This is a genomic window from Paenibacillus aceris (assembly GCF_017874035.1).
Taxonomy (GTDB): domain Bacteria; phylum Bacillota; class Bacilli; order Paenibacillales; family NBRC-103111; genus Paenibacillus_E; species Paenibacillus_E aceris.
On record NZ_JAGGKV010000023.1, the window covers coordinates 43865 to 60780 of the forward strand.

The following is a 16916-nucleotide window of genomic DNA, read 5'->3' on the forward strand; positions in this document are numbered from 1 at the left end:
GGTAATATTCAACGCCTCATTAGGTTTCACCTCTATATAAGGGCAAAATATTTAGTAAATATCGCCAAAATTTTTCTTTCATCACCGCCATTTATATGTTAGGTTTATTAACAATATAATCGAGGAGGTTATGAACATGAATGGAATCAGCGTGAGCGAATTAATCGCACATAAGCCTTTTTTATTCGGAGAAGACCCCATCATTAGCGGTACCAACGGTTTAAACCGTCGTATTACGAACGTGAATGTGATGGAAGTGCCCGATGTTTTCAATTGGGTACGACACGGCGACCTGCTTCTAACAACCGCTTACTCGATTAAAGATAACCCAAATGCACAGAATGAGCTGATTCCCAAACTTGCAGAAACAGGAATAGCAGCAATAGGTATCAAGACCAAGCGTTATCTCGAAACCGTCCCAAAGGAAATGATTGCACTTTCTAATTCATATGAGCTGCCTATATTGGAGTTGGCCTATCAAATCGGATATTCCCAGACCATATCGGAAGTGCTCGAGGAAATTCTCAACCAGAGAGCAAATTGGCTTATGGAACAGCATCACAAGATCCAACTCTTAACCAGCACGTTAATTATGGGGGAAAACAGCAAAACCTTTCTTGAAACCTTTGCCAAAAGCACCGGTCTACACGCTGCCTTAATCACTTTTCAATCTGATGTGTATACCACCGATAGCACGTTTACGAAAGAATGGCCGGAAGCTAGAGACCTCCGACCTGTTGCACAAAATTCAAACGCCACAGCGTTTCCTTGTTATTGGATTGGCGATGACACAACCAAAATCTATTTGCCGATTGAGAAAAACAACGAAACCATGGCCTACTTTGTATGCTGGGGGTGCGTTCAATCAGAATTGGAATCGCTGCAGCTTCTTTTTCAGCACACAGTCAACTTACTTACCCTGCATCTAAGCAAACAACATTCGCTGCGCAGTTTAGAAGATAATCAGAAAGATCTCTTTCTCAAAACCTGGATCCTTGGCGAAATCAACGATCCACAGACGATAGCGCTCCAAGCGGCCTCATGCGGGCTTCAACTGCAATCCAGTTACAGTGTTTGTCTTACCTCTCCGCTTCCACCCTTTTCAACACGAGAACTAATGAACATCAAAGCATATTGCGTCATCCAAGGCATTATCTTGCTTTCCATGGGGAATGAATGGGTTTTCCTCATGCCGAAGACGCTAACTAGTCAGAAAGACCTCTACGTTAAGCTCCTGTCCGAGCTGCATAAATGCTTGAAGCAGACGAGCATCCGCCTTGGTATCAGCAGCATGAAAGATATTTCAGATATGCACGAGGGATATAAAGAAACTGTAACAGCACTAGAACTTTGGGATTTCATTCAGCCCGGTGAAACACTTTGTTACTATGAGCAACTAGGTATGTATCCAATTGTGCATGTGCTTTCCGATCAAGAATCAATCAAAAAGCAGTTATTTCAATACATTCAGCCCCTCTATACATATGATAAAGAAAATAATGCCAAACTTGTTGAAACCTTAATAACCTACTTGCAATTCGGGGGAAACATTAAAGAAACAGCGAAGGCGTCATTTTGCCACTATAACTCCATTGTGTATCGTTTAGAACGGGTTCAAAGCTTATTGGGGATTGATTTGAAGGATCCGGATGTGCGTTTTCAGCTGCAAATGGCTGTGAAGGTGTTCGCTTATTCCATAAAAAAAGGAACTATGATGGGTTCATAGTTCCCTGTGAATCGTAAACTGATGGTTTCCTAACTGAGGACTTTTCATCTCGATCACATCACCAATCTGACAAGATAGCGGATTTGCCGGTGTCCCTGTTAGAATGATATCGCCTTTACATAACGTTGCCATACGCGAAATATGCGAGATTAACCAGTTTGCGGAGAATAGCAAATTCGCTGTATTGTCCTTTTGAACCAACTTCCCGTTAACCCACATTTCAAGATCTACATTGTAAGGATCGACATCGGATACCATATCGCCAATCGGTGTCATCTGGTCGAACAGCTTAAATCTTCCTGTATCAAAATGTGCGCTCGCGGTAATATCATTTGCAATCGCAAAACCGGCGACAATGGATGGCACATCCTCTTCCGCTATGTTTCTGGCCTCTTGACCAATAATAACAGCCATCTCCACCTCACAGATGAATTCGGAGAGCAGGCCGGGCAAATAGATATCCGTTTCCGCCGTTAGGCTTTGCGGAGACTTAATAAACAGAAAGGGATCCTCTTCATGGGTAATACCTTTTTGTTCGCGAAAGGCCTTAAAGTTCGGTCCTACGCCAATGATTTTGCGAGTTTGCTTAAAGTACGAATACATATGGATGAGATTACCCCCTTACTACGACACATGATCATCCTAGTATAAAGGTATGCTTCGTCATTGGCTATCCATTTGCTCACGTTCGAGTATCTCCAAATACGTATGTCCGGCGTTCAGCACTTCAATGATGCGATCCACATCATAGATGCTTCCTCGCCATGTTCCCCCGCTTGCAGCCTGCAGAGCGGCCCATAGACGAGTATCGTCCGGCAGCTTAGGGTCAGGCATAAGTTCAGGATGAGAAGGACGAGCGGCCAGTATTACGGCACCCTCTTCAGGACTAAATCTCTCATCTTCTTGGCCGATAAAATGGATGGTTCCTTCCAGTTGAGTAATATCGATGTTCACTTCCAGCAAATCCCCGTTACGCAGTTTTCCGATCGGTCCGCCGGCAAGCGCCTCAGGACCCACATGGCCGATACAAGCCCCTGTCGATACACCAGAAAACCGGGCATCGGTCAGCAAGATGACGTATTTGCCGAAGGGCAGATGCTTTAATGAAGAAGTAAGCTGGTACGTCTCTTCCATGCCCGTGCCGGATGGGCCTCTGCCGATTAGCACCATAATGTCGCCTTCGACGATGCTGCCGTCTTTAATCGCTTTAACGGCCGATTGTTCAGTCGTAAATACTTTTGCACGACCAGTGTGGCGGTATACGCCGTCTTCTCCGACAACTTCAGGGTCAATAGCGGTCGATTTAATGACGGAACCTTCCGGTGCAATATTTCCTATTGGAAATGTCACTGTCGACGTGAGTCCACGACTTTTGGATTTGGCAGGACTCATAATAATATCATCTGCGTCAATACCGTCCGTTTCCTTCAAATGTCGGCGGATCTGATGACGGCGCTCTGAGGATTCCCACCAATCCAAAACGGCGCCGAGGTTTTCACCTGTCACCGTTTTGACTGATTCATCTAGCAGCCCCAGCTTCCGTAAGTGTAGCATTACTTCCGGCACGCCCCCGGCCATAAATACGCGGACCGTGGGATGATACTCCGGACCGTTCGGCAACACGCTGACGAGGCGCGGCACACTTTTGTTGATCCGGTTCCAGTCGGCCACGTCCGGGATGCGGCATTTCGCCGCATGAGCAACAGCGGGAATATGAAGCAGCAAGTTGGTCGATCCGCCGAAAGCAGCATGAACGACCATTGCATTTTGAATCGCGGCATCGGTCAGGATATGGCTCATGCGGATAGCTTTCGCTTGCATCCAATAGATGGCTCTCGCCGACTGCCTGGCGATATTGCGCCACAGCGCCTGCCCGGACGGCGCAAGCGCGGAATGCGGCAAAGACATGCCGAGCGCCTCTGCTACGACCTGCGCGGTCGCCGCCGTTCCGAGGAACTGACAGCCGCCGCCGGGAGTCGCACAGGTACGGCAGCCCATATCCGCCGCCTCCTGCAGCGAAATTTGTCCTTGCGCGTAGCGGGCGCCAATCGTCTGAATTTTGGCGGCATCTTCACCGTTCGTCGGGGGCAGGGTCACGCCGCCGGGAACGATAATACCCGGCAAATCATGAATACCAGCAAGCGCGATCATTGTAGCAGGAAGCCCCTTGTCGCAAGTCGCGATGCCGATCACACCGCTGCGAGTCGGCAGGGATCGCACGAGCCGCCGATACACGATAGCAGCATCGTTGCGATACGGCAGCGAATCGAACATCCCCGTAGTACCTTGCGAACGGCCGTCGCAAGGATCGCTCACATAGCCTGCGAACGGTATCCCGCCCAGCTCGGTGACCTCCATCGCCGCCTCTTTCGTGAGGAGGCCGACTTCCCAGTGGCCAGTATGATAGCCAAGGGCGATGGGCGTTCCGTCTTCTGCACGTAACCCGCCTTGTGTGCTGAGAATAAGCACTTGCTTCCCATTCAAACGATCCGGCTTCCAGCCCATGCCTACGTTCTGGCTCAAGCCGAACAAATCCCCGCTCGGCCAGTTGAGTAGCATATCGCTCGTCAGCGGCAGAGAACCCTGAGGACCTTCTGCTTGGGTTTGCAAACGGTAGTTTTCCTTCTCGTCCTGACCCATTATATATGTCAATGCATCGCTCATCGCTGACTTCCCCTCGCTCGTCCTGTTATTTCCAACAAACGATCGTCTCGCCCGTTAGCGCATCGGATTGCGGACCGCATAAAAACATAACGATCCCCGACATATCCTCAGGCTGCGCCACTTTCTGCAAGCGCGAACGATCATCTTGCTCTGTCACCGTACGCGTCGCCAGGAAACGAGCCGTGTAGGTCGGCGCCGGAGAGATACAGTTGACGTTCACGTCAAACGGCCGTAGTTGCTCAGCTAAACTGCGTGTATATTGTGAAACGCCCATTTTGGCCGCTGCATAAATAATTCCCTCGCGAACGGGGATATGTCCGGCAATTGAGCCAACGTTCACAATTTTACCGGTGCGGCGCTCACGCATATGGTTGCCGGCAAATTTACAGGCGTACATGGTTGACAGCAAGTTACGATCCACTACGGAACGGATATCCTCGACAGAAATATCCAACGCATCGTTTGGATCCGGACGCGGTGTTTGCAAGCCGATGTCTCCCCCGGCATTGTTCACTAAAATATCAATCGAACCGAGCGCTGCTATGGATTGTTCAATGAGCGCTTTGACTTGCTCCGCATCGGATAACTCCGCCGCAATGAAATGGGCTTTCACGCCATACTTAGAAGCGATTTCCCGCGCTACTGAACTGCCGGATGGCGCCTCGTTAAAGCGTGCCGCTGCTTCTTCATTCACATCGTGAATAATGACATTCGCGCCCGCCCGCGCCAAATCAACGGCATACTGCTTCCCAAGCCCTCTGCTGGAACCGGTTACAAGAGCATTTTTACCTTTCAGATCAATCGTCGTCATCCTGATCACCTCATGGGATTAGTGAGTTACGCATAGCGCTGGATAATGCTTGATAAATAAGCCAAGCCAGAATTCAATTCTTCTAACTCGTAAGCAGCGATGTCATCAGAGGACGCTCCCTTTTCCAATGGTGTTCGCCAATCACCTTTGTTTCTCGCATGGTCCTCGACAAACCGCAAAAGACGAGTAAGCTGCTGGGCCGAACGTTCCGGGTATTCGGTCCAAAAATCTTCCTGCAGCACACGCACATGCCTCGCTTCCAAGGCACCGTGTTCGATCGACATTGTAACCTGCGGATTGATTTCGTTAAAGATTCGCAGCAATTCGGAAAAGTTGATAACCCCTTGTCCAAGCGGCTTACGTACTAACCGGTATCCTTCTTCCGACGAATAAATGGCGTATTCTTTGAGATGGACATTTTTCACATAAGGGGCTACCCGGTGAAAGAATTCAACCGGCTCTTCGGCTGTCGCCAGCGGATTACCGGTATCGAGAGTAATTCCAAATTTCTCAGAGCCAATGCTTTCACATAGCCATAGCAGCTCTTCAGAAGCTAAGTCCTGGTGGTTCTCCACCGCTAAATTAGCGCCAGCTGGGTTTGCCGAATCCATCACTTCTTGGAAAGAACGGAGGATGGATTGCAAGAAAGGTTTCCATGATCCCACCATATGCCTGCGGTCACCGCCGAACTTCGCTCCGCCTACAACTGTTCTTACTGTAAGGGCACCAACTCGGTCAGCCAACTGTAGCACTTCCTTCAATTGATCGGGGTCGAACCCTCCAGCGGCAACGTTTATGAACAGCCCTTTGCCTCGCGCATAATCAGCCACCTCGTCGGTATCGCTGCTTTTTAGAATATCGAACGGGATCTCGCTGCCCTGAAGCCCGTAAGTCTCGGCCATCTGCAGAAGTTCTTTCGCCGTAATGCATTTCCGGTTAGCTGACGGGTGAATTCCCATCGCAAAGACAGTTCCATAAGCCGTAAGTCCGAATCTCATATGCATATGCCTCCTAATTGATCCTTATTCAGACGTCCAACCGCCATCAATTACAATTGCTGAGCCCGTCATGAAATTGGACAGATCGGAGGCAAGATATATCATTAGCCCAGTAAGCTCCTCAGGCTTCCCCCAACGCTTGATCGGCAGGTGATTCAGGAAGAATTGATTCGCTTCCGGATTGTTGATGACGGCTTGGTTGATGTCCGTAGCGAAAGGACCCGGGCAAACGGCGTTAGCTGTTATGTTATGCTCAGCCCACTCCAGCGCCATGACCTTGGTCAGTTGGATCAACCCGCCTTTACTGGAGCAATAAGCGGACCTCTCAGGGAGCGCCACCGTACCCAGCATGGAGGCAATATTAATAATTCTTCCGAATTTTTGTTTGATCATTTGCGGAACGACAGCTTTGGCGCACAAAAAAGGCGCTTTCAAATTTGTCGTCTGAACAAGATCCCAGCTTTGTTCGTCATAGTCGAGAATCGGCTTGCGCACATTGACTCCGGCATTATTAATCAAAATATCCAAGCGGTCAAATGTGCCGACAGTTTTATCCACCACTGCTTGAATCTGACGAAAGTCCGTTACATCGGCTGCGAGCCCGAGCGTATCCCCGCCTGTTTCTTGGCGGATCACTTCCGCCGCCGCTTGCGCTTTGCGTTCATCCCGGCTCGTTACAACAACACTTGCTCCCGCATTTGCTAACGCGCGTGAAAACTCCAGACCAAGTCCCTGGCAGCCGCCAGTAATGAGCGCAACCTTCCCATCCAGCTTGAAATCACTCATAGACATGTACATCCCCTCACATACATATTTCTTATCGTCCTTAATTATAATCACGCTGTGAGTGGGTCTGAATGGAATATTTTTGGGAGCATCCGTAAATATTTTGTGAATCCATACAAGAAAAAAACCTCACCCTCCCCCTGGAAGTGTAAGGCTTTCTTCAGTCATGTTTGGATGACTTTGCTTGGAACGATTTGGAACTTCCTTTTAAAGCACTTGCTAAAATAGTACGGATCCGAGTAACCGACACTTTGTGAAACGTCAACAATTTTAAGAGAGACCAACCCTTCGGGCGGCACTTCTCTCAGCATCTCCATAGCTCGATCCAACCTCAAATCGGATAAATACTCCGTAAATGATTTTCCCGTCTCTCTTTTAAATATATGGCTTAAATAGCTCGGATTGGCACAAATACTGCGAGCAGTTTGCTGTAAAGTCAGGGACTCTACGGCAAAGTGCTCTTCAATATATGCTACAGCTTTGCTTACGATATCGGAACCTTTGAACCGCGCCAAATAGTTATCCAATTCTGCAAAGACAATTTGATTAAAAAAGAGCTGAAGCCATTGCTGTAACCCAGAAATCGTTTCCAGGCAATGCATCTGCCTAAACAACGGATGACGGTCCGTCATCCATCCGCTCGGCAGCGTTCCTCCACGTTCCAGAATGACGGCGCTGCCGAGTGAAACACATTCCATCAAGACGAATACAGCAATTTCTTTGCTCGCCTGAATGCTGACGAGTTTTGAACAAACTTCTTCGATTTTCTCGGCAAGCGCTTCCCGATTCTTATTGCGAATTGCCGTTATCCATTCCGTTCGATCTATGGGCAGAGAGAAAACGGCATCTTCCGAGCCTTCATGATCTTGTGAATAAGCGATAACTCGGTTACCGCCCTTTGTAAATTTAACCCTTAAAACATACAGAGCCTCTGTATACGAGAGATGTACTTGGCTTAAACTTTCATACGTTTGTCCAATAGCGAGTGTAACGCCAAGATGCATTCTTTGGTCAATAAAGCTGCGAGCTTGGTCGCAAAGATCCATTAGTTCTTTATCTTGATCCTTGTTATGCCCGACCAGTATTGCGATCTTATTGTCCTCGCCGTCGATCACCGCACAATATGCCCCCGAAGACTCGAAAGTATCCTTTAAAATGTTTTTGACCGCAAATCGCCAAAGCTGGCGCTCTTGTTCTTCGCTATAACGGACGCCAAGTTCGTCGATTTCGACAACAAAGGCGACATAACCGCGCGCATTCAGAGGAATGTCATAGAACTGGGCATGCTGATTTAGCGTTTCCGGTCTGTCTGATGGCTCATACAGTAGAAGCTGCCGCACAAAATGGTCTCTTAATAAAGGTTTCGTTCGTTCCACTTGTTCCTTTAGATACTTAACATCAAGCGTAGATTGCATCTCCTGTAAAAACTCTTCGCGAATTTCCGTTAGAGCACGGCTAAGCTCATCTTCGTCGACGGGCTTAAGCAAATAGTAAGACGCCCCTAACGTTATGGCAGCCTGAGCAAATTCAAATATATCGTAGCTTGTAATAAAGATTACTTTCGTTTCAATATATGAAGATCTTAATGCTTCTACAAAATCTAATCCCGTCATTCCCGGCATGTTAATATCGGCGACGATCAAATCATACTGCTCTTGTCGTGCAAGTTCTAGAGCTTGAGAGCCATTCTCGGCTTCTTCCTCGATGATGTAACCAAGAGCCTCCCAGTCAATCAAATTAATCAAAAGCTTACGGAAATAATATTCATCATCGACGAGTAGTACACGTAATTTGGTGTTCATAGACAGCTACATCCTCTCTTCAAGCTCAGTTTTTTCGAAGACAAGGGGGATCCGCAGCTGCACTTCTACACCTTCTCCTGGTTTCGAGAGGATTGTGATACCGAATGGCTGTCCATAGCGAAGCCTGACGCGTTCTTGTATGTTGCTAATACCGAAGCTGGATAAATCATGATGAGAAGGTTCATGCTTCCAAATTCGCTCAAGCTTGTCCTCGCTCATCCCGTTACCGTTATCCTTCACCGTGAAACAGAGAACTTTCATGCCATTCATCTCTTCAATCCCGCCGGTGATCTCACAGAGCGCACCTTCCAGCTTATCTCTAAGTCCATGGTAGACCGCATTTTCCACAAGCGGCTGCAGCAGCATATTCGGAATCCAACATCCCTCAATCCGGTTATCGAAGTCAATTCTATAATGCATACGGTGGTAACGAATGGTTTGGATATAAAGATAACTTTCGAGATGCTTCCTCTCCTGGGACACTGGAATGAGCTCCTGGCCTCGATTTAGCGACATCCTGTAAAAATCGCCGAGCGATTTGACGACCTTACCGATATCAGGCGCTTGTTTCATCAACGCCATTGAACGAATCATCTCTAATGTGTTATATAGAAAATGAGGTTTAATTTGTGAATAAGAAAGCCGAAGCTCCAACTTTCGCTTTTGCTTCTCCTCATGGTTAATCGTATGCATCAGGTCTTGAATCCGGCTTACCATTTCATTGAATTTATACGCCAAACGGCCGACTTCATCGTTAGAAACGACGATCGTCCGCGTATGCAGTTTGCCGTCTCCAACTGCTGTCATAGCCCTGCTTAGCTGCATAATCGGATTGGTAATCCATTTGGAAAATATAATGGAAAGGATCAGCGCCAAAAGTAACCCTGCCAGGCCAAAGCCTAAAATAAATAAGGTGATTTTCCACTGGTCCTTCATTAATTCCTTAGTAGGTACTGCATAGACAGCTCTCCACCCGTTCTTATCCATAACTTTTGAAGAAACGAGTATGTTCATCTTTCCATTATTAAAAATCGTAGAACCATTTCCATCTACAATCATCCGGCCAAACAAGTCATACGTCGATTGAGAAACGATTTCTGGATCATTAGCAGTAAGGATCCTGCCTTCGGCATTGACAATCATGATATTGCTGCGCAGATCGTCGCTGCTATAAATGTTGGACAATTTCCTCTCATCTATGTTGATATAAATGTAGCCCATTAGCAGCCCATTATTGATGTTAATGATACGCCTTCCTATGGCTAGTAAATTTTTACGCTGATCGTTTACAAGAAACGAGCTTTCGAATGTTTCAATCCATACCGCCGTACCTTTAGCGGCTATCAGTTGTTCTTTCGGATAGACGTTCACTGATGAGTCGGTAACATTCGACATATTGTCCGAATAATAAATTTTGCTTCCATCTGTTGATTGAATAACAACCGAGTCAATATACGGGTTGGATTCGACCAATGAATTCAAACTAGCATACATCGATTGGATGTCATCCAACTGCTGCAGTTCGTTGTTCTCCGCGGTCGTTTCCATCAGTACGGATTGGTACGTTTTATTAATCATCGAGAGCTTCGAGAAATTTTCGATATCGTTAAACAAGGTGTTAACCGTGTTGGTAATATGTCCAATCTTTTGTTCTGAGCTACGAAGAGCCCGCTCCTCTGCTTGGTGCAGCGTCATTTGATACAGTGTAATGGTCAAAAAAACAATACTGGGTAAAATGATAATTACATTGATGAACTGTATTTTTTTGCGAATCGGCATGTCTTGAAACACTAGGAACGACGCCTTCATACATATCTCCTCCAACAAGCAGTGCCGTGAACCAGCCGATTACGGCTTCCTCATAATTTGCTCCATACTTTCCGTATACTGTGAGGAAGACAGTGTTCCCGTATACAATTTCTGGTTCAAATCCCGATACTCTTCACCCTTAGATGTTGTGATTGCACTATACCAATATGTTTGGATGAACTTAAAGTTTTTGAAATCCACTAAATACTCCGCATACGCATCGTTTATTTTACCTTCTGGTTTCATTTCCGAGTCTGCATATGAGGCTTGACCCAGCTTGACGAGTTCATTATTGATTTTTAGCGAATACCGGATTGTGAACTCCTTAGCCTTCTGCAACTGCTGGGATTGGATGTTGACGAACAGTCCGTAAGGTGTACTGCTTCGCTCGCCGGTGTTCGTAGAGAATGGATCCGCTGCCGCTCCCGTCTGGGGGAACTTAATGTAGCCTAAATCGTCGCCTAAACTTGAAATGGCTTTTGTGAAAATCCAAGAGCCGTTACAGATCATCAGCGCTTTACCCTTGTAAAACAAATCACGGGCTTCTAAATCGCTTTGATTTAAATACCCAGGTTGAAACGCATTTGCCTGTACTAATTGAATAACTTTGTCGGCAGCATCCACAAATGGCTTCTCGGTGAATTTGATTTCATGGTTAAGCGCTCGGTTAAAAGCATTTGGATCCTCGCGTAGCACCAAAGTATTATAGATGATATCTCCCGGCCAGCGGTCTTTGCCGCCCAAGGCAATTGGAGTAACACCTTTTCGATTGGCGGTCTGTATCACAGCAAGAAGCTCATCCCAAGTTTTGGGTGGCTGAATGCCCAGACTTGCCATAAGCTTTTTATTATAGACGACGACTTGCGATTGCTCGGGACGGTAAGGGACGGAGTAAATGCTGCCATCCGCTTCTTTAACCAAACTCCCTTTGTCAAATTTGGATTCAAGCCCAGATGAGGTAAACACGTCATTTAACGGAGCCGCCACGTTAGCATTCAAAATTATTTCTCGCTCGGATTTGCCTAAGTATTGCGCGAATACATCGGGCAGTTCATTTGCAGAAACGGCCACTTTGATTTTGGTTTTATACCGTTCCGGATTAATAAATTCATAATTCAGCTTGATATTCATCTCTTTGGCGACCTCTTCGGCAGCCGGCTTCAAATAGATATCCGTATTAAACATCCATAATGTCAGAGTTCCGCCTTGTTTCGTTTCATTCAGAGCTTCTAGAGCCTGTTTATCCCAAGCGTCGTTACCACAGCCAGACAACATAAGTACAAGACCAATCGTCAACAAAGATAAGAGACTTTGCTTCTTATGATTCATGTAAAATCCCCCAGATATGCTGTTTTGTGGTACCTGATTCGTTTAAGCTCTATTATAGCTTATATTCCATAGAATCATAGTTAAAAAGGTCAGCCAGATTGCTCCGGATGACCTGACGCATATGAACCATTTGGCTTAATATTTCGCGCCTCCGTCGGCAAGTCCGCCGATTACAAAGGTTTGGGCGCCGAGATATAAAATCAAAGCAGGGATCGAAGCGATAACCGAAGAGCTCATCAGAAGTCCCCAAATGAAGGAGTCTGAGAATTTAAACCCTGCAATTCCAACCATTGCGGTCAGCTGGCTTGGACTCGTCGTAACGACAAGTGCGTAAAGAAACTCGTTCCATGACATGGTGAAGGCGAAGGTCGCCACCACCGCAATGCCCGGAGCAGCAATGGGAAAAATAATTCTCCATAGCGTTTGAAGTCGCGTGCACCCGTCAATTAACGCCGCTTCTTCCAAAGAACCCGGAATGGCCTTGAAGTAGCTAAGTAGCATGTAGCAGCAATAAGGTACGATAAAAGTCGGATAAATAATCAGCAATCCATATTTGTTATCGGCAAAACCGAGCTTGCTGACAAGCACATACATTGGGATAAACAGCACCGCCGCCGGCATTAAATAACAGATAATAATGGATTTCGTAATGAATTTCCTGCCACGAAACTTAAGCCGGGTCAGACTGTAAGAAGCGAAAATACTAATGAATAAAGATATCAAAGTGGCAAGCAGGGAAACGATTAAACTGTTTTTAAGGTTGGTCATAAACTCTGTCTGGCTAAACAAGTCCTTGTAATGCTTTGTTGTTACCTCAGTCGGGATCAAGGAAGGTTTGGCATCGTACATCAGTGCGTCGGGAGTGAACGATGTCTTAACCATCCAATAGACCGGAAACAATGTCCAAATTAAGCCGAAAACGACGATTGCATAAATCAACGTTTTTTTTCGAACGGCACGCACGGTGGATGCTCGCATCCTTGATGCCACCTCCCCTCATTCTTCCTTAGCCAGCTTTCGGGTCATGAAGAACATCAGCACCAGCAAGATTGGAATAATAGATCCAGCCACACTGAGCGATTTGCCCATATCATTTTGGAGAAAAGCGGTTTCGTACGTATAAACGGAAATAACCGCCGAATTATACAAAGGTCCTCCTCCGGTAATCAAATAAATATTTTCGAAATCATTGAACGTCCAGATCGAAGACAGCATTGTCGTAATGACAAGTACCGAACTGATGGAAGGAATCGTGACTGAGAAAAATTGCCGAATGGGGCCCGCCCCGTCAATTTTCGCTGCCTCATACATCTGCCTGTCAATCGTCTGCAAACCGCCAAGAATACTGAACAAGAAGAAGGGAATCCCCCGCCAAATATTGACAATGATGACGGATACTAATGCAATTTTAGGTCCGCTTAACCATGCGACCGGATTTTCAATCAAACCTGTATCAAGCAGCAATTGGTTTATGATGCCGTAAGAATCGTTATACATCCACTTCCACGTAAGCGCCGACACTAGTCCCGAAATCGCCCACGGTACAAGGAACAACACCCGCACAATGGATCTTCCGAAAAATGCCTGATTGAGGGTCAAGGCAAAAATCATCCCGATCACCAGTTTAAAGAACACATCCGTCATAAAATAAATAAAAGTATTTTTGAGGACTTTCCAATACACGGGGTCTGTAAAAATTTCGCGGTAGTTCTCAAAGCCAATAAAATGCGCTTGGGCTCCTACGGTTTTATCGGTTAAGCTCAGGTATAGCGCATTGATAAAAGGAATGCCGATCACCACGAAAATGACGATGATAACCGGCATGACCGACGTATACCCCAAAACCATTTCACTTCTTCGATTGGATGATTGTAGCATGGTTTCACCTGCCTATGGGAAAGTACGCCAGTTAGATTGTGAGGTTAAACTTATTTTTTCTCGTAAACTCTTTTGTAGTTTTTTTCAATCTCATCAAGCGCTTTTTTCGGGTCTGTGTTATTCACGACAATACTTTGTACGGCCTTAGGAAGGATGTATTCGCTAATCACTTGCGAAGCGCGGGCATCCGGAGGCCCTGGATCACCCAGTGGGACAATGTTTTTCGAGGCATCGAACCAGCCTTTGTTTTCCGGTTTTTGCCAAAACTCTGTATTTTCATAGCCGTTCAATACCGGCACGGCCAATCCATTCAACTTCTCGATCAGCTTTCCATAGAAATCTTTGTTGAAGAAGTAATCAATATATTTTTTGGCATTATCAATATTTTTACCTTTGTTAAACATAACGAACACGGTACCGCCGCCTGAACCGAACTGTCTTTTCGGACCTGCAGGCCATGGCATGATCTGCGTGTTGTTAAGCAATTCCGGCTTCTCTTTTCTCATCGCCGCATACACACTGCTGGAGTTAAAAATGATCCCTACTTGACCATTCAAATAAGCCGTATTATTCCATGAGTCATCGCCTGTTATTGCGCCGGGAGGCGTTAATTTTTCCGTGAAGAAGCTGGTGTCAAACTTGAGAGCCTCCAAAGCTTCCGCTGTATTGACCGTAACTTTACCGTCCTTATCGACCAAATCCGTGCCGTACGTTCTAATTAAGTTCTCGATACGGCCATTCGAATCTCCCCCGCCCCCAAGCTGAAAGCCAAGCCCATAAAAATTATTTTTCGGGTCGTTGATCGCTTTTGCCACTTTTTTTACATCATCCCACGTTTTCGGGAGTTCAAGCTTCTTTTCGGCCACCTTATCTTTTCTCACATACATAACATTCGGATTATGATAAACCGGAATCTCAAACCAACCCTCTAACGCATAAGCATATTTCTTGGAGTCTTCCCTGAAATCATATTTCTTTAAAATATCCGAAATTTCCACCAGTTGATTGTTGCCCACAAATTGTTTCGCGACAAAATCGTCAGCCAACAACAAATTTGGCGGGTTTCCTGCTTCAACCGCCGCAAGCAGTTTCGTCTTTAAGTCTGCCGGTGGAATTGCGACATACTCTACATCGACATTGAATTCCTTGGAGAATTGCGCCACTCTCTCTTTTTGCGAATCATTGTATTCCTTCACATATTCCGACTTGTCCCAAAAGATCAATTTCGTCTTTTTGGCATTGTTTTGCTCCCCCGTCTTCGAAGCGTCTGCGTTTTGTGTGGCTGCAGCCGTCGTGCTCCCACTCGCTGGAGTTGCACTCGTACTCGCATTGTTACTCGGACTGCTGCAGCCTGCCGCTGCAAATACGAGTGAGAAAACAACCGGCAATGACATCGCTTTTTTTAGTTTGGACATGTCGCTCCTCCTTATGAATCCGTTTACATTTCGATTATAGCCAGACAGAGGGTCAGTATGAATGGATTATTTTTGGGCGTACCCGTAAATATTTTGTTCGTGAGTAAGAAATAAAACCAACAGATTGACAATGGGGTCCGATTTTTGAACATAGCAAAAAACAGACGAGTCTAACTCGTCTGTTTTCGCAAAGTCAGTTCCTTCGTGCACCACAACTTATAGCTAAGCATACTCAAAATAATACTGGTCATCGCAGCCGAGGCCGTAAAAGCAAACAAAATCAGTATTTGGTACCGAACCGCTTCTACGGGACTCGTTCCCGCGATAATCATACCTGTCATCATCCCTGGCAGTTGAACGAGTCCGACTGTCTTCATACCGTCGATGGTTGGAATCATACTAGCCTTCACAGAGCTCTGAAGCGCCCTTTGAAAAGCCTGTTTCGGCGTTGCGCCAAGCGCGAAAAGCGCTTCGATCACATCCCGGGATGTTTCCACCTCGCGATTCATTTGATTCAAGAACAACCCGCAAACAATCATTGAACTTCCAATCGTCATTCCACTAATCGGGATAATGAATTGGGTTGTTGGCTTAATAATGTTCAGGCTAAGCATTAAGCCAATTGTTAATATCTCCGTTACGGCAATCGCTGCCGCTATTCGCCAGTTAATCCCCTTTAGCCCTTTCCCTCGTTTGCCAGCGTTATGTGTAGCGACAGCAATCATGATGGAAATTATCCCGATCGTATAGGCCAAATGTTCCGTCTGAAAAACAAAATGAAGCACATATCCAATGAATAAAAGCTGTAAAGCGCCACGTATCGTTCCCAGCGCAATGTCCTTCTCGAGTCCAAGCTTCTGCCACTTGGATAAAGCCATCGTTATCATAACAAACGTTAGCGTGAAGCCCAATGCTAATGTAGACATGACTACATCTCCCCTCCTGTCGATACCGCTTCATCTTGTGGGGGGAGATGTCCATCTTTTTCTATAGTGTCTGAGGTAAGTACTCCGTTCTCCAAGTACCAAAACCGATTCGCCACCCTCTTGGCTTGATCCTGCTCGTGAGTCACCCATATCAACGCGACCCCCTTATCTTCCCGCCACTTCTTCAGTGTTGCTTCCACCGCCAGCTTACTTTGTGCATCCAGCGCAGAAGACACTTCATCAAGCAACAGAATGTCGGATTCCAACAGCATCGACCGCACAAGTTGAATACGCTGCTTCTGCCCGCCGGACAGCGCAGCCGCATCTTGAGACCAATCGAGTTCCCCAAGCCCTACCTCATCTATCAATTTCGCTGCTAGTTTTTGATCAAACTTTCGATGATGAAGTTTACTCACCAACGTTAAGTTATCTTCAATCGTTCCCGGCACCAATGCCGGTTGTTGAGGAACATAGCAGACTTTTTTACGCCATTCGCAAGGTCCCCAGGCGGATACAGACCGTCCATGCAAAGCTAAACAATCGCTATGATCGCCTTCTAATGAGGCTAGAACCCGCAATAGCGTGCTCTTCCCATGTCCGGAAGGCCCTTGAATCGCGATTGAATCTTTTAACCTGACTTCCATATTTAATTCCTTAAATAAATGGGATGCCCCTCCGCTTGGATGTTTCTTAGTTAAATTTTTTACAACAAGCAAAGACTGCAAAATCTTTCACTCCTAAATGATCTGATGAATGATTGTTCTAGTATATC

The 16916-nt window shown here is 46.2% G+C and carries 14 protein-coding genes; 1 reads left to right on the forward strand and 13 read right to left on the reverse strand.

Translation table 11 applies throughout. From position 1 onward, the window contains the following. The first annotated feature begins 136 nt into the window (after positions 1-136). A complete protein-coding gene (locus J2Z65_RS28570) occupies positions 137-1726 on the forward strand; it encodes a PucR family transcriptional regulator (RefSeq protein ID WP_167066757.1) in 1590 nt (529 codons plus the stop codon). Here the strand turns inward: J2Z65_RS28570 and J2Z65_RS28575 are convergent. The 13 genes from J2Z65_RS28575 to J2Z65_RS28635 all read right to left on the reverse strand — a co-directional run bounded on the left by J2Z65_RS28575 (position 1721) and on the right by J2Z65_RS28635 (position 16869). After that, positions 1721-2329 (reverse strand): fumarylacetoacetate hydrolase family protein, encoded by a 609-nt coding sequence (locus tag J2Z65_RS28575; RefSeq protein WP_167066760.1) that lies wholly within the window; start codon positions 2327-2329, stop codon positions 1721-1723. The two genes, J2Z65_RS28570 and J2Z65_RS28575, sit on opposite strands and share 6 nt — an antisense overlap. A 60-nt stretch (positions 2330-2389) precedes the next feature. Beyond that, complete coding sequence (locus tag J2Z65_RS28580) at positions 2390-4390, reverse strand: YjhG/YagF family D-xylonate dehydratase (protein ID WP_167066763.1); 2001 nt, start codon at positions 4388-4390, stop codon at positions 2390-2392. Positions 4391-4415: 25 nt separating this feature from the next. Next, a complete protein-coding gene (locus tag J2Z65_RS28585; protein ID WP_167066766.1) occupies positions 4416-5201 on the reverse strand; it encodes an SDR family NAD(P)-dependent oxidoreductase in 786 nt (261 codons plus the stop codon). A gap of 26 nt (positions 5202-5227) precedes the next feature. Further along, complete coding sequence (locus J2Z65_RS28590; RefSeq protein ID WP_167066769.1) at positions 5228-6199, reverse strand: sugar phosphate isomerase/epimerase family protein; 972 nt, start codon at positions 6197-6199, stop codon at positions 5228-5230. A gap of 24 nt (positions 6200-6223) precedes the next feature. Further along, positions 6224-6991 carry an SDR family NAD(P)-dependent oxidoreductase gene (locus J2Z65_RS28595; RefSeq protein ID WP_167066772.1) on the reverse strand — a complete coding sequence of 256 codons (768 nt, stop codon included), beginning with the start codon at positions 6989-6991 and terminating at the stop codon, positions 6224-6226. A gap of 158 nt (positions 6992-7149) precedes the next feature. After that, positions 7150-8787, reverse strand: a complete 1638-nt coding sequence (locus tag J2Z65_RS28600; protein WP_167066775.1) for a response regulator — start codon at positions 8785-8787, stop codon at positions 7150-7152. Between the two features lie 6 nt (positions 8788-8793). Next, entirely contained in the window at positions 8794-10596 is a 1803-nt protein-coding gene (locus J2Z65_RS28605) for a sensor histidine kinase (protein WP_167066778.1), read from the reverse strand. A gap of 39 nt (positions 10597-10635) precedes the next feature. Further along, positions 10636-11925 carry an ABC transporter substrate-binding protein gene (locus J2Z65_RS28610; protein ID WP_167066781.1) on the reverse strand — a complete coding sequence of 430 codons (1290 nt, stop codon included), beginning with the start codon at positions 11923-11925 and terminating at the stop codon, positions 10636-10638. A gap of 135 nt (positions 11926-12060) precedes the next feature. Further along, positions 12061-12903: a carbohydrate ABC transporter permease gene (locus J2Z65_RS28615; protein WP_167066784.1), complete on the reverse strand. Its 843-nt coding sequence runs from the start codon at positions 12901-12903 to the stop codon at positions 12061-12063. A gap of 18 nt (positions 12904-12921) precedes the next feature. After that, a complete protein-coding gene (locus J2Z65_RS28620) occupies positions 12922-13803 on the reverse strand; it encodes a carbohydrate ABC transporter permease (RefSeq protein WP_167066787.1) in 882 nt (293 codons plus the stop codon). Between the two features lie 50 nt (positions 13804-13853). Then, a complete protein-coding gene (locus J2Z65_RS28625; protein ID WP_167066790.1) occupies positions 13854-15218 on the reverse strand; it encodes an ABC transporter substrate-binding protein in 1365 nt (454 codons plus the stop codon). A gap of 170 nt (positions 15219-15388) precedes the next feature. After that, the gene (locus J2Z65_RS28630; RefSeq protein WP_167066793.1) at positions 15389-16144 is read right to left on the reverse strand and encodes an ABC transporter permease; all 756 of its coding nucleotides are present in this window, start codon (positions 16142-16144) and stop codon (positions 15389-15391) included. Between the two features lie 2 nt (positions 16145-16146). Continuing rightward, entirely contained in the window at positions 16147-16869 is a 723-nt protein-coding gene (locus tag J2Z65_RS28635; RefSeq protein ID WP_167066796.1) for an ABC transporter ATP-binding protein, read from the reverse strand. Positions 16870-16916 lie beyond the last annotated feature (47 nt).

What these genes read in the sequence shown, in the direction of transcription:
- J2Z65_RS28570 (WP_167066757.1), top strand. Translation starts at nt 137, where the DNA reads ATGAATGGAATCAGCGTGAGCGAATTAATCGCACATAAGCCTTTTTTA.
- J2Z65_RS28625 (WP_167066790.1), bottom strand. Translation starts at nt 15,218, where the DNA reads ATGTCCAAACTAAAAAAAGCGATGTCATTGCCGGTTGTTTTCTCACTC.
- J2Z65_RS28580 (WP_167066763.1), bottom strand. Translation starts at nt 4,390, where the DNA reads ATGAGCGATGCATTGACATATATAATGGGTCAGGACGAGAAGGAAAAC.
- J2Z65_RS28575 (WP_167066760.1), bottom strand. Translation starts at nt 2,329, where the DNA reads ATGTATTCGTACTTTAAGCAAACTCGCAAAATCATTGGCGTAGGACCG.
- J2Z65_RS28610 (WP_167066781.1), bottom strand. Translation starts at nt 11,925, where the DNA reads ATGAATCATAAGAAGCAAAGTCTCTTATCTTTGTTGACGATTGGTCTT.
- J2Z65_RS28585 (WP_167066766.1), bottom strand. Translation starts at nt 5,201, where the DNA reads ATGACGACGATTGATCTGAAAGGTAAAAATGCTCTTGTAACCGGTTCC.
- J2Z65_RS28630 (WP_167066793.1), bottom strand. Translation starts at nt 16,144, where the DNA reads ATGTCTACATTAGCATTGGGCTTCACGCTAACGTTTGTTATGATAACG.
- J2Z65_RS28620 (WP_167066787.1), bottom strand. Translation starts at nt 13,803, where the DNA reads ATGCTACAATCATCCAATCGAAGAAGTGAAATGGTTTTGGGGTATACG.
- J2Z65_RS28590 (WP_167066769.1), bottom strand. Translation starts at nt 6,199, where the DNA reads ATGAGATTCGGACTTACGGCTTATGGAACTGTCTTTGCGATGGGAATT.
- J2Z65_RS28605 (WP_167066778.1), bottom strand. Translation starts at nt 10,596, where the DNA reads ATGAAGGCGTCGTTCCTAGTGTTTCAAGACATGCCGATTCGCAAAAAA.
- J2Z65_RS28600 (WP_167066775.1), bottom strand. Translation starts at nt 8,787, where the DNA reads ATGAACACCAAATTACGTGTACTACTCGTCGATGATGAATATTATTTC.
- J2Z65_RS28615 (WP_167066784.1), bottom strand. Translation starts at nt 12,903, where the DNA reads ATGCGAGCATCCACCGTGCGTGCCGTTCGAAAAAAAACGTTGATTTAT.
- J2Z65_RS28595 (WP_167066772.1), bottom strand. Translation starts at nt 6,991, where the DNA reads ATGTCTATGAGTGATTTCAAGCTGGATGGGAAGGTTGCGCTCATTACT.